Below are 13,940 nucleotides of genomic sequence, written 5' to 3'. Positions count from 1 at the left end.
CTGCTATCTCACCTGGCCTACTGCTTCTTCGCGAGCCACCCCTCCCGCAGACTGCGGCAATTGATGACCTTTTCCACCAGATCCGTCGGCACATAGAAGTAGTGATTCGACGCTTCAAAGCCGAACCGCGAATCCTGCGATTGGAGCGCATACATTCTCTGGGCAAGGGCGATCTCGCTATCCAGAAGGCTGTTCAAGGCCGCGACGTACTGGTGCGCCGCATCCGCGGCGGGGTCGTTGTTGAGCGCGTCCCGTTGCATGACGAAACGAGCTTGGTTGGCGACGCTTTGGAAGTGGATGGCGCAGACTTCAGCCACGCGCATCTCCTCCTCGACCGTGGCCCGCTCTTCGGCGGAGACTTCCGCGCTCTGAAGCGTTGTGCGCACCTTGCCGATCGCTTCTTGGAAGCCTTGGGCCATCTTTTCAAACTGGTGCGCGAACACGTCGGCCGGAAACACCGCGCGCCAGCGCTGCAAGTCGTCGTAGGGAATCCCCACCATGGTGGCCGCGTAGCCGGTAGGCTGGGCGAAGAGCAGATTCGCCGGGCCCATCTGCACGGGTGCGCTGTATACCAGACCGCCGTTGTATGGATATTCGCCGAACGCAACGCTGAAGGCCTTCCATGCCTCGACCAGCGTGGGGGCGAGGACCTCGCCCGCCCGATTGCGCGCCACTTTCAGCAGCGCGCCGTCCACGCTCAGGTTACGGTCAGCGCCCAATTCGGCGATTACCTCGAGGTTCGGCGAGGGGAATCCTCCGAGTGTCCAGCTGAGCATCAGGCCGTCCACGCCGGTTTCCCGCAGGTTGGCGCCGTGCTGTGCGACGTTCGCCACCGCTGGAATGTACGGCACCGGCGACAACTCCCACGTGTTGTTGGTCTGGATTTTTGCCAGGGTTTTCAGGCCGTGCGCTTTCGCGAATCCCCAGTGGCGGGTGGCCCGCGGTCCGGGCCCGATCGTCGAAATCGAATACTCGGCCACGATACTATCGACGCCCCCGCGCTTCACTGGTATGCTCCATTCGCTCACGCTCATGAGCGCGACGTCCTGAGGAAGCCGTTGCACGATACCCTCGACCCACGGGTCTTGCCAGCCCCAATCCCATGCGATGAGCTGGATGTTAGACCCGCTGCGCTGGATGCCTTCACGGATGGTCGCATGCAATTCCGCGATCACCTCTTCCGGCGCGCGCTTGCCGCAACGGGGGCAATTCTGCCCTTGGTGGTGAGACCAACAATTCGTGAGATTCTCGGACGCCGAGATGGTGAAGAATCCGCCCAGATCGGGCACCTCGCGGGCGATGCGTTCCACCGCCCCCCGGATGTAGTCGCGGACTTCGCCGGCGCTCGTGCACATGGCCGCGTAGTCCCCCTCGACCACGCCTTTCATATCCGGATGTTCTTCGAAAAACGCCACGGGCATGGCTCGGGGTTCGTTCAGATAGAGATAGATGCCGATACCCTGCGTTTTTGCGCGGGCTACCAGTGCCCTCAAGTTCTCGAGGCGCCTCTCATAGTGTTCACTCAACGATTCATCCCAGGGAAAGGGCGTCAGCTTGTATAGCACGGCCTGCATCCAGACGCCGTTCACTCCGGAATCCGCCAGACGTGCGAGGTAACCGTTCGGGAAGGAGCCTTTCTCCGGGTCGTCCTCCAACAGGGGGTCGCCGTAAAGGGCGAAATAGGACGGTCCGTAGCGCGGGTTGAACTGGCTCTCGCGGGGCGTCTCACGCCGTTTTTGGGGCATTTGGGAGAGGCGTTCCACGAATGCGAACAACGGTTCTTCCGGGATGCCGGCACCTTCCGGGAATGCCTCTTTTACCCACCCGGCGATGCGGGCTTCGGCCTCGCGAACCTGCGGCGTGCGCTCTTCATACCGGACCGGTTCGCATTTGGGTTTCAGACTGCCGAGTTTGATGAAAAGGAAATCGTCTTCGCGCAGGGTATACGCCATTTCCTCACTGGTCCACCCGAGCAGCTCGAGCAGTTGCTCGTAGGGCATAAGATGCCAGTTCCGGCGGATCACCGTGATATAGGACCGGCGCTGCTGATCGTACGTGATTTCCGGCGGCCCCTCGAGACCCATTGCCCTGCCCATATCGAGGAGTTCCGCGGTTTCCGCACCGGTTGCCTTCGCAAGCGTTTCCATCGGCACAAGCGTCCAGTTGCGCCATACGCAGGCGTGAAGCCTGCTCGGGAAATGGTCGAACACCACCGGCTCGGGCGCGCTACCCGCGGGAAGCTCGACGGCGTGCAGCAACACAGCGCTTAGAATGGCCAAGATCATGACGTACACCCTCCTGAAGAGTCCAGAGCCACGGGTTCCGCCGGCTGTGCAGCCGCATCACCCAGTTACCAGCGGGCCCCGTACGGTTCTCGAACCGGACGGCACACCGCATCATATGCGAACGTCAGTTCGTCGAGTGAACGACAATCCTGAACGAAATGCGAGGCGCAATACAAGAAGCCGCCGTCCGCAAACGTACGCAAGACGTTGTGACGGCACAGCCTTTCGTTGTCCGTTTCAAATGCCTTCCGCCGCGGTTAACCGGGGCGTCTCGACGCCTAAGCGCCGGTAGTAAGCATGCGTTTCGTACTGCGCGCGCAGGCCGTCATTCCCGTTGCTTACATACTGGTTGGACTGGATCTCATCGAGGATGCGCGCTTTGAAAGAATCGTTGACTTGGATTTCGCAGATACGCAGCGCCTCCTGCTGCAGACGCGCGTCGTAGAGGGGAAATGCCACCTCGACGCGCCAATCGAGATTGCGCTCCATCAAATCGGCCGAACTCATGTAAACGGTCAGGTCTTCGCCCCTGCCGAATATGTAAATACGCTGATGCTCCAAGAAACGGTCGAGGATCGATATCGCACGAATATTCGGATGAGGAAGCATCGCATACGTTGTACGTACGACAAGGTCCATCTTGACACCGGCATCCGCGGCTTCGCGCAGTTTTCCGATGATCTTGTCATCTGTTAAATGGTTGACTTTCAGTAAGATGTAGCCGTGTTCCCCCTTTTTCAATTCCCGGTTAATCAGTTTCAAGATGGCTTTCCTGGCATTGAAGGGCGACACCAGCAGGTGCTTGAACCTGGGTGCTGTAACCGCGCGCATCTTGGATGCGTTGTCGAGATAGTCGAACACCCTTTCGGCTTCTTCGGCCAGACTCTTGTCCGACGTGAGCAAGGTGCTGTCGACGTACAGCTTCCCGGTCGCTTCATGAAAGTTGCCGGTGGACAGTCCGGCGAGCCAATCTTTCTTTCGTTTGATCAGCAGCAGCTTGCAGTGCACCTTCATCGGCGGAACGCCATATACCACGGTCGCCCCCGCTTCCGTTAAAACCTCCGAAATCCTGATGTTGTTCTTCTCGTCGAAACGGGCCTGCAACTCTATGGAAGCAAAGACTTTCTTGCCGTTGCGCGCGGCGTTGATCAGTGCGTTGACGACCTGAGACTGGCGCGCCACGCGATAGAGGGTCATCTTGATTTCTTCGACGTCGGGGTCGATAGCGGCCTCACGCAACAATCGAATCACGTTGTCGAACGACTGATAGGGATATGTGAGCAACAGGTCCTGCTCCTGGATTACGTCCACCATGGAGCGCCGGCCGCGGTCGAGGACAGGGTGCGGCGCGGGCTCCATTTCCTCGAAGGACAAATCCGCGCGCCGGTTTGGAAACCCCATGAGGTCTTTCATGTTGTGATATCTGGCGCCTGCGATGAGCGTGTCGTACTTGGTAATCTTGAGTTTTTCGCGTAAGAGCTGCAGCAATCCCATCGGCATTGTTGCATCGTGCACCAGGCGCGTGGGCCGCCCGCCCTTACGCTGCTTCAGTACGCGCTCCATTTTGCGCACATGACCTTCGGAGAAGTCGTTATCCATATCCAGTTGGGCATCGCGCGAGATTTTGAACTCGTAGGCGCCGATGCGTTCATAATCGAAAATGTAGAAGATGTCGCTCAGCGAATGCCGGATGAGGTCGTCTACATACATGATTGCGCCGTTGGGGAGCTCGACGAAGCGGGGCAGCTCGGCCGGTATTTCAAGTATGGCGTAGCGTATGGGTTCGCCCCACATCTTGACTCCGAAATAGAGGGCGCCGTCTATCAGCTGAGGGAACGGCAGTTCCTTGCGAATGATGATCGGCACGAGGCTTGGCAACACGTTCTCGCGAAAGTAGTCATTCAGCCAGGGCCCTAATTCCTTTGCGGAGTGCTCTATGTCTTGTTCATTGAAGATCTTGATACCCTCGACGGCCAGGGTCGAGGTGATGTCTGCATACGCGGCGCGGAAGCGCTCGTCCAGCTCTCGCGCTTTGTGGGCGAGCACCTCGAGAACGTCCTGCATCCCGCTGTGTCCCAGTTCGATACGCCGTTGCACGCTGGCAACGCGCACCTTGAAGAACTCATCCATGTTCGAGGAGAAGATGCCAAGAAACTTCAGCCGCTCCATAGGGGGATTGCGCCGGTCCTCGGCCTCCTGCAGGACGCGTTCGTTGAAGGAGAGGGTCGAGACTTCCCTTATTTGGTGGACATTTCGCATGCGCCTGGATTATAAGAATATACCTTTGTCGATGCCCAGATTCACTTTCTGATGACGAATCTACCCTCGCACGGGTATTATTACTCAAAAAACAGCCCCATCCGGAGCAGCGGAGGTTTCTCAATGAAACACGATTTTCGTCCGATATGCAAGCTCTCAGGTTTTGTCACGATGTGCCTGCTCTTTTCGGCCGTCTTTTGTGTCGCTGGCGGCGCCGTGGAACAGCCTGCGCCCCAAGCACCTGCAACAGCTCAAACGGAGCTGACGGACCAAGAAGAGCCTGTGGGGCCTCTTGTTTGCGACCAGCCCGTGTACGACTTCGGAGAGCGCGACAACCTTGCTAAGGTGAAGCATACCTTCCAGTTGCGCAATTCGGGGAACACCCCGATCACCATTGACCGCGTAATGACTACCTGCGGATGCACCGCTGCCAAACTGGACGCAAAGACCCTGGCCCCCGCCGAGACCTGCCCGCTCGAGGTGGAAGTCACGCTCAAAGGACGCAAGGGGACGTTCCAGAAGCAGGTCTACGTGCTTTCATCAACTGGCGGTTCTCAAACCAAGACGCGCCTTACCATGCAGGGAAAGGCGATCGAGCGCGTTCGAGTAGCTCCCAGCACCCTGAATCTGGGCTATTCAGGGATGGATGCTCCGGCCGAGGGTACCGTGACTATCCAATCGCTCGCGGAGTCCGCAAAGTTCAAGATTACGGACGTCCGCTCTGACAGCCAATATGTCGAGGTCAGCCTGGAAACATCGGAGGATGGAATGAAGCATACGCTTCTTGCGCGGACCAAACCGCCTCTGCCCAAGGGTCCCCACCCGGTGACAATCCATGTAACTACGGACAATCAGGAGTATCCGCAATTTGACATCCCGGTAGCGCTGCGTGTTGTCGACAAAGTTGAGGTCGTTCCCCAGGAAGTGGTTGTCTACGACAAGGGAACCGGCCAGCAGGAACCGGCGGCGATCTTCTTGAACGTGATGCCAGGGAGCGTGCGTGAGTTTGCCGTGAAAGGCGTGGAGACGCCCGTGCAGAGCATCCAGGCGGAAATCATCCCGCGTCCTGGCAACCGGCTTCTTGTGAAGCTCAGCAATGTGCCTGTCGACCGGGCGCTTGAAGGTAAAGAGGTGGTTATTCTGACCGATATCCCGGGCATGGAGCGGATAGCTATTCCCATCCACGTGAGAGATTATCCGAAGCCGGGACCCGGCATAAAAGTACCGCCTTCGGGACAAACCCGGTAGCTCAGGGCCGCGCCTGTTTTTCGTTTACGAAGACCCGTTGAACTGCTTCGAGGTAGGCCAGGCCGTTGCGGGTATCGGGTTCGAGGTAGCTGCCTTCCGTCCACTCGTTCCAGCAGTTGACGGTGATGATGCGCGGGCCCGGGGGCAAGGTATCCGCGAGCGCCTTCACGGCGCGCAGGCCGCCCTCGAAGGCTTCGGGCGTGTTGTTCGAGATCGTTGCCATGAAGGGATACCCGGTATTCTTGAATGCGTCGTCGGAATGACAGCGGGGCGAAGAATCCCATCCCATTGTCACATTGGGGAAATAGGGCACGTTGTATCTGGGCGCGGCCTGTTTCCAGTGGTCAATGTATTTGTCGCGCACATAATCATAGGGCGTCTGCGGAAACTCGGGCAAGGCGACGTGGTGGATCCAGACGTACGAGGTGACGCTGTTGAAGCCCAAAAGGGAAACCAGCTCTTCGGGTTCGGAAACCGCCGTTTCGCCGGGCAGGATGCGTACGCCGAAGGTCACGGCGTTCAGGTGCAGGCCGGGGAACCCCGCCGCCTTGGTCTTTTCCCGAAACCGTTCGAGTGCCTCTCGTGTGGCGTCAAGCGTTCCAAAACTCTGGATGAGGGTGTGCAATTCGTAGACCGAAAAGTACGGTTGGCCGTTGATGAGCCAGTGGCTGGGATGTTTGAAGTAGGTCTCGATGATGTAGTCCGTCATCTTGTCGAAGGTCTCGGGGGTAACCGTTCCCGGGTAGAGCAGTTCACTTTGCTTTTCGAGCCGTGCGGGGTGAATGTCGAGCCAGTTGTGGTTGGCCCACATCAGGGCGAACTTGAGGCGCTCGCGGTTCGGGGCTTTCATGAAGCCGTCCTCGAGACCCCGCTGCAGGAAGGGGCCGTCATCGAACCAATACCAGTCGAAAATGAAGGCGTCAATGCCGTGATCAGCGGCAGCTGCGATTTTCCGGGCCATATCCGCGGGATTTGACTCGTCCGTGTATCCCCAGAGCGGGATGTTTGGCTGGTGATGACCGTTGAATCGCGGTTTGGCCTGTTTCACCAATTCCCACTCGGTCCATCCCTCGCCGTGCTGTTTCGCGTTCCGCGCATCGGGATGGTAGTTCGGAAAGTAGTACGCCGCAATGGTGTACGCATCGTGCATGGATTGCCCCGCCTCGGCGGTCTGCGGCGTCTCGGCCGCGCCTGATGTACAGAAAGCGCCTAAGGTCAAAAACGCAGCAAACATCGCTTGTCTCCTCCTGTTCGTTGGGAACAATGGTAGCTGCTGCGTGTGGAGCAAGCAAGCGGCGATGGGAAGGGGGGGCGGGGTTTGAAGGGTGTGAATGTGTGAAGAGTGAGAAGGGGAGGGTTGGCCAAGCAGACAGAAGAGTGAGCCAAGAGATAACGTGGCCTGGGGCTGACCGGCGAGGGTGCCGGGCCCGCAAGAGCGGTCTGGGGATTGCTGAATAGATTCCGTGTCCACTGATGCATGAGGAAATCCATTGGCTTGCTTGATAGAATGCACTGTGCGCCAGGTTAAACCGAATTCCATCATCGCGGAGGGTGTGTTGATGAGAAAGCCGTGTGGAATGATCCGTTCGACCGTGTTGACAATGGCCATAGCTGTGTCCACGGTGTGTTTTGCCCAAGTCATCGAGGTACCCAATGCTTCCTTCGAGCAGGGACAGGACGGGCCCGAGGGTTGGGCGCTCTCGGGAGGCTCGGGCACGTGGCTGGAAGGCGAAGCGTCCGAGGGTTCTCGCGCGATACAGGTTACGGGAACGGGCAACGACACCAACTATTGGCAGTCAGCGCCGCTTTCTCTCGAGCCGTCCTCCGTTTATGTCGTCACGTTTGATGCGCGAAGCTGGGGCGGAGACACTGGGACGGCCATCAGCGGCCCGCATTTCTGCAACCGTGACCTTGGCTCGCTGACAGAGGACTGGGCGTCGTATAGCTCGGTTTTCTTTACGCCCGCGACGATGGAACCCGGTGCGGGATGGCTCCGGTTTGGCCAATGGCAGGTGGGCGGGGCCATGGCGTTCGACAACGTGTCCGTCTCCGCCGCACAACCGCTCTATGCGGAGAAGGACGGGATTTGCCTGGGCGAAGGGGAGCGCATCGATGGCAACGTTTACGAGTTTGCCGCGCCGCACTACTCCGTTTCGCGCAATCAGTCGCGTCCGCTCATTCGCCATCAGTGCCATTTCAACACCAATCGCTGGAGTTTTGGCTCGGGCAGCGAACTCGTTTATCGGCACCATGTCGCGGGCCGGAACCAGACCAAAGCCGGGATTGAAGTCTCTATTTCGTACTATGCGGGGGGGCGGCTGGTGGCCGAAGCCTCGCGGGATGGACAGGCCTGGCACCAGTTCGGAGAGGCTTTCGCCGACGGCGCCGCAACGTTTCCGATTCCGGATGCCTTGTTTCCGGCCGGGGAAATCTATGTCCGTCTGCGGGGGATGGTCCAAGACGCGGCGGGCGGGAATTCGGGGCCCTGTTCGTTCACCTTGAACACGTACACCTGCCGGGCCACGCTTGACGGGGCGCCGGTCACGTTACGGGGCGAGACCACGTTCGTAGCTGTTACGGCGGCCGATGCGAAGGTCAAGGCAGCTATCGAGAGCATCGGGGACGCCATGCCCGGGGGAGACAATACCATTCGTCTGAGGATCGAGAACGGCAGGGGCGGCCCTGTCGCCGCCAGGCCCTCGGTTACGGTTATCGGCGAAGGCGGGAAGGTCATTCTGGACAGTCCGGCAGTGCAGATTCCGGCGGGGGCCAGCACGCTCGAAATCCCTTATGAGCTTCCCGGTTCGGGGGCGTTTGTGCTCGAATGCTCGCTCGGACCCGGGGTGGCGTTTGCATTTCGCGCAGACCTCTACGTCCCGCATTTGTTCGAGACGGGGTACGGGGAGCGCGTGCCTGGTTCGACGGACACTGTGACGCTGTGGCGCGCCTCTTCGGGTTGGAGGATCGCCAGGACTCGCCCGGCGCCTTCGAGGCAGGCCGAGGCGGTGGAAGTGCGCCTTGCGCGGAACGAAACCGAGGCTGTTCAGCTGGTAATCTCCCCTCAACAAACGGTAAAGGGGCTGACGGTGACGCCCAGCGAGCTCGAGGGGCCGGGAGGCGCCAAGCTTCCGGCATCGGCCGTCGAGGTGCTTCGTGTGCGCTACGTCGATGTCCAGACCCCGACTGACGAGACGGGCGTGGCCGCGCCGTGGCCCGATCCCTTGCCGCCTTTGCGGGGCCCCATAGAGGTGGCGGCGGGCGAGAACCAGCCTATGTGGGTCCGGGTGAAGACCCCTGAAAGCATTCCAGCGGGCGTCTATCGCGGCACGCTTCGAATACAGGCGGATGGTTTGGATACAGAGACGCCGCTGCACGTCGAGGTGTACGATTTTGCGCTTCCGGAGCGCATGACTTGCGTCTCGGCGTTCGGCTTCTCCCCCGGCCTTGTGTTCAACTATCAGAAGCTGACACAGCCTGAGCAGCAGCGTGCGGTGATGGACAAGTATCTGGCCAATTTCAGCGAGCACCGCATCAGCCCCTATGACCCCACGCCGATGGACGATATCGGCGTGAGTTGGGCCGGTTTGCCGAAGTGGCAGGGGGGGAGTCCCGATACCGAGACGAAACATGCCGGGAACGCCTCTCGCTATCTGGACGATCCCCACGCGAACCTGAACGTATCGATGAGCTATGCGGACCCGATGGCGATACCCGAAAAAGGCTTGCGCCTGCGCTTCTGGTACAAGACGAACCAGCCGGGCCAGCAATTCCTGGTATCGTTACGGCATTTTGACGCGGGCGGCGCGTGGATGTCCGGCAGGAACCGGGACATCGTCATTGGCGGGGACGGCACGTGGCAGGAATTTGAGCGCGTGATCACGGAGTTTCCAGAAGGCGCTCGAACCGTTGCTTTCGCGGCATATCCGACAACGTGGGCCGATGCCGGCGACACGACCGGGTCGATGTGGTACGACGATATCGTCATTGAGGATGCGGGCACAGGGCAGGCACTTGCCGAAGGCGGGGACCTTGATGAAACGGCGCCGGACCAAATCCAGCCCGTCTTCGATTGGGCGGGCTGGGACGCCGCCATGGCGCACGCCATTGACGAACTCGGTTTTAACTCGTTTCAACTTCCGGTGATGGGGCTGGGCGGCGGCACCTTCCATTCGCGCAGCGAGCCCTCGCTTCTCGGGTACGCCGAGGATACGCCCCAGTACCAGCACGTCTTCCGGGCATATCTCCAGGGGCTTCAGGAACATCTGCGCGAAAAGGGCTGGCTCGGCGAATCCTATGTTTACTGGTTCGACGAACCGGATCCGAAGGACTACGAATTCGTGATGAACGGTTTTCGGAAGCTCAAGGAGAACGCGCCGGACATCAACCGCATGCTGACCGAGCAGGTCGAGCCCGAACTGATCGGCGGACCCAACATCTGGTGTCCGCTGACGCCTGCGTATAACTACGATGTCGCGGAAGAACGGCGCGCATCCGGCGATATGTTCTGGTGGTATGTCTGCACCGGACCGAAGGCGCCGTATGCGACCCTGTTTATCGATCATCCCGCGACTGAGCTTCGGGTATGGCTGTGGCAGACGTGGGAGAACAAGGTCCAGGGCATCCTTGTGTGGCAGAGCAACTACTGGACGAGCGACGTGGCGTATCCGGACAGCCTCCAGAATCCGTACGAGGATCCGATGGGCTGGGTGTCGGGGTACAGTACGCCGGCCGGCACGAGGCATCCCTGGGGCAACGGTGACGGGCGGTTCATCTACCCGCCCGAGGCGGCGGCAGGCGGCAACCCGCCGGAGCCGGTGCTCGAGGGGCCCGTGGACAGTATTCGTTGGGAGATGCTGCGCGACGGGGTCGAGGACTACGAGTATTTCGTCATCCTCGCGAAGTTGTTCGCTTCGCGTCGCGAGCAGATTCCGGTCACTGAGCGGAGCGTCTACGAAGGACTGCTTGAGATCCCCGACAATATTTCGAAAAGCCTGACCGAGTTCACCAAGGATCCGGCGCCGCTCGAAGCGCGTCGTGACGCCATTGCCCGGGCCATCGTAAAGCTCTTGCAGATGGGATAAGACGCCGCGGGCGCCGCCGTCACCAGCGGATGCGAGCCTGTCTCAATACGTGAAGCGCTCCCAGTGAAACCGGCGGCCTGAGCACAAGAGAGGGCCGCTCCTGGCAAAAGCGTTCCAGGAGCGGCGTTCACAAAAGCCCCACCACGTTGGGTCAGAGCGTGGCGACCCGGTTTGCGATGTCATCACCGATTTTGGTGGTTGACATTCCGCTTTCTTTGATTTCCTTGGCCGACATGCCGGGCAGTTTGCCGCTTTTCAGGAAGCCGATGCAGGCTTTCTCGATTAGATCGGCGGCTTCCTGTTCGCCGAGGTAGTCAAGCATCATGTGGCCCGCGAAAATGCACGCGAGCGGGTTGATGACGTTGAGGCCGGTGTATTTTGGGGCGCTGCCGCCAATGGGTTCGAACATCGACACGCCCTCGGGGTTGATGTTGCCCCCCGCGGCGATTCCCATGCCGCCCTGGACCATGGCGCCAAGGTCCGTGATGATGTCTCCGAACATGTTTCCGGTTACGATGACGTCGAACCATTCGGGGTTCTTCACCATCCACATCGTGATGGCATCCACGTGAGCGTACTCGCGTTTGATGTCGGGGTAGTCGGCGGCGCCCATGGCGTGGAATGCGCGTTCCCACAGGTCGTAGACGAAGGTGAGCACGTTTGTCTTGCCGCAAAGGGTGAGCGTGTTCGTCTTGTTTCGTTTGCGTGCGAGGTCGAAGGCGAATTTGAGGCAGCGGTCCACTTCGAATCGCGTATAGACCATGCACTGTTCGGCTACCTCGTGCGGCGTGTTTTTCTTCTGGACACCGCCGAAACCCGTGTACAGTCCGGCGGAATTCTCGCGCACGACCACGAAATCGATGTCCTCGGGACCCTTGTTCTTGATAGGAGTTTCGACATTCGGATACAGCTTGACCGGGCGCAGGTTAATGTACTGGTCGAGTTCGAAACGGGTCCGCAGAAGAATGCCTTTTTCAAGAATGCCGGGTTTTACATCCGGATGGCCGATGGCTCCCAGCAGGATCGCGTCGTGTTTGCGGAATTCATCCAACGCGGAATCCGGAAGAATTTCACCGGTAGCGAGGTAGCGGTTGCCGCCGAAGTCGTAGGTGGTGGTTTCCAGGGTGATGTTGCAGCGCGCGGCGGCCGCTCGAACGACTTTCACTGCTTCCGCCATCACCTCGGGGCCCGTGCCGTCGCCACCCATGAGTGCAATCTTATACTTGGACATGCTGTGCTCCCCCTAACGTTAAGGATTCCTGGACCTTGGACACGCGCACCGTGCCCAGGAAGCCGTAATACTATCACGCGGCGGGGGAGTATGCAAAAGGCTGGCGCGGCTGGGAGCCATTCAGTTCTTGTATAGTAATGCCATGAAGAGTAACCGTCGCATCTTGCATGACTGGGGAAAAGACCGCGCCACAGCGCTGTCCCCGCAAGAACGACGGCTATTAACGGATGAGAGTGCCTACGATGGGTGGATTTTTGTCTCTTTCCGGCCGTCATTGATGCCGATTCGCATGGCAGGTGTGAAGGGTGTAAAGGGTGTGAATGGAAGGGCGAATAAGGAGCGCGGTACAGGAGGCATTCAATTCTCAAAATGAGGCCGGATCGCGCATGTGTCGGGCCTTCAGCCCTTCAACCTCCGTGTTGTGCCGTGTCCCAGCCCTTCAGGCTGGGCTGGTATATAGCGCGCCGTTGGCGCTTCTACCGGCCTGTTTTACTTCCCGGCGCCGCAGCTCGGTTTACACCCTCCCGACACTGAAGTACTGGAAGCCGTTGCGTTTGAGAATGGAGGGGGTATAGAGGTTGCGGCCGTCGAAGATGACGCGGCCGCGCATGAGTTCGGCCATGTGGTCAAAATCGGGGCGGCGGAACTCGTTCCATTCGGTGCAGATGATGAGGCCGTCGACTTCCGCGAGTGCGTCGTAGCTCTTGTTGGCCACCTGGATACGGTCGCCATACAGGGCCGCGAGTTTCTTGCCTGCGACGGGGTCGTAGGCATGGATTGCGGCGCCGGCGCCGAGGAGGGCGTCGATGACCCGGAGCGCGGGTGCTCCGCGGAGGTCGTCGGTCCTCGGTTTGAAGGTTGCGCCCCACACGGCGAGGCGTTTCTGCGCGATTGCATCGCCGTAGAATAAGAGGACGCGGCCGGTAAAACGGCGCAACATTCCGTCGTTTACTGCCGCGCACGCTTTCAGCATGAACGCGTCGAGACCCTGTTTTTCGGCCCAGGCGGCGCAGGCGAGGACGTCCTTGGGCAGGCAGGAGCCGCCGTACCCCAATCCTGGGAACAGGTAGGCGGGGCCGATGCGCCCGTCGGCTGCGACGGCCTCGCGCACGTGGGACACGTCGGCGCCGGATGCCTCGCAGAAGGTGGCAAACTCGTTCATGACGGAGATGCGGGAGGCAATCATGGCGTTTACGGCGAGCTTGCTCATCTCCGCGCTGGCGAGATCCATCACAAGGAACGGTTTCCCGGTCCGCAGGAAGGGGGCATAGAGCTCGCGCATGATTTCCTGTACGCGGACGTCTTCGCATCCAATCACGATGCGGTCGGGCCGCATGAAGTCGTCTACCGCGGCGCCTTCTTTCATGAACTCCGGGTTGACGACGACGTCGAACTCCTGGCTGGTGAGTTCTTTCATGCGCTTGGCAAGGCGGGCCGTGGCGCCGACGGGGCCGGTGCTTTTGTTCACAATGATGCGGTAGCCGTCCATGGTCCGTGCGATGTGTTCGGCGGCATCCATCACGGCGGAAACATCGTGCTCGCCGTTTTCGAGAGACGGCGTGCCCACACAGAGGAAGACGAGCAGGCAATCGGCGATGGCCTCCTCGATAGTGGTGGTGAACCGCAGGCGTTCCTCTTCAATATTGCGGGTGAGGAGTTCTTCGAGACCGGGCTCGTAGATAGGCATCTCCCCCTTCTGGAGCTGTTCGATCCGGGCCGCGTCGATATCGGCGCAGGTCACGCGATGCCCCGTGTCGGCGAGACAGGTGCCCACGACCAAGCCGACGTATCCCGTTCCGATTACCGAAATCCGCATGATAACACTCCTTCCGAGAG

The 13,940-nt window shown here is 59.9% G+C and carries 7 protein-coding genes; 2 read left to right on the top strand and 5 right to left on the bottom strand.

The window, feature by feature from the left end; translation table 11 throughout:
• Nucleotides 1-17: 17 nt before the first annotated feature.
• Together PLJ71_05215 and ppk1 are read right to left on the bottom strand one after the other, a co-directional pair.
• Complete coding sequence (locus PLJ71_05215; protein ID HQM48064.1) at nucleotides 18-2,285, bottom strand: hypothetical protein; 2,268 nt, start codon at nucleotides 2,283-2,285, stop codon at nucleotides 18-20.
• Between the two features lie 237 nt (nucleotides 2,286-2,522).
• Nucleotides 2,523-4,544, bottom strand: coding sequence for a polyphosphate kinase 1 (gene ppk1, locus PLJ71_05210; GenBank protein HQM48063.1), 2,022 nt, complete (start codon nucleotides 4,542-4,544; stop codon nucleotides 2,523-2,525).
• A gap of 123 nt (nucleotides 4,545-4,667) precedes the next feature.
• On the opposite strand from ppk1, the gene PLJ71_05205 reads away from it, so the two are divergent.
• On the top strand, nucleotides 4,668-5,792 hold the full coding sequence (locus tag PLJ71_05205) for a DUF1573 domain-containing protein (GenBank protein ID HQM48062.1): 1,125 nt from the start codon (nucleotides 4,668-4,670) through the stop codon (nucleotides 5,790-5,792).
• Nucleotide 5,793: 1 nt separating this feature from the next.
• Here the strand turns inward: PLJ71_05205 and PLJ71_05200 are convergent, their stop codons facing one another.
• Nucleotides 5,794-7,026 carry a glycoside hydrolase family 99-like domain-containing protein gene (locus tag PLJ71_05200; GenBank protein ID HQM48061.1) on the bottom strand — a complete coding sequence of 411 codons (1,233 nt, stop codon included), beginning with the start codon at nucleotides 7,024-7,026 and terminating at the stop codon, nucleotides 5,794-5,796.
• A gap of 325 nt (nucleotides 7,027-7,351) precedes the next feature.
• Here PLJ71_05200 and PLJ71_05195 point away from each other — a divergent pair, with 325 nt between their 5' ends.
• Nucleotides 7,352-10,873: a DUF6067 family protein gene (locus tag PLJ71_05195; protein HQM48060.1), complete on the top strand. Its 3,522-nt coding sequence runs from the start codon at nucleotides 7,352-7,354 to the stop codon at nucleotides 10,871-10,873.
• A gap of 151 nt (nucleotides 10,874-11,024) precedes the next feature.
• Here PLJ71_05195 and PLJ71_05190 read toward each other — a convergent pair whose 3' ends face one another.
• Both PLJ71_05190 and PLJ71_05185 read right to left on the bottom strand, forming a co-directional pair.
• Nucleotides 11,025-12,104: a 3-isopropylmalate dehydrogenase gene (locus tag PLJ71_05190; GenBank protein ID HQM48059.1), complete on the bottom strand. Its 1,080-nt coding sequence runs from the start codon at nucleotides 12,102-12,104 to the stop codon at nucleotides 11,025-11,027.
• A gap of 514 nt (nucleotides 12,105-12,618) precedes the next feature.
• Nucleotides 12,619-13,920 carry a UDP-glucose/GDP-mannose dehydrogenase family protein gene (locus PLJ71_05185; GenBank protein HQM48058.1) on the bottom strand — a complete coding sequence of 434 codons (1,302 nt, stop codon included), beginning with the start codon at nucleotides 13,918-13,920 and terminating at the stop codon, nucleotides 12,619-12,621.
• Between the last annotated feature and the right edge of the window lie 20 nt (nucleotides 13,921-13,940).

The sequence above is a fragment of the Candidatus Hydrogenedentota bacterium genome, from assembly GCA_035416745.1.
Taxonomy (GTDB): domain Bacteria; phylum Hydrogenedentota; class Hydrogenedentia; order Hydrogenedentales; family SLHB01; genus UBA2224.
This window is presented reverse-complemented; position numbering and strand designations above follow the sequence as displayed.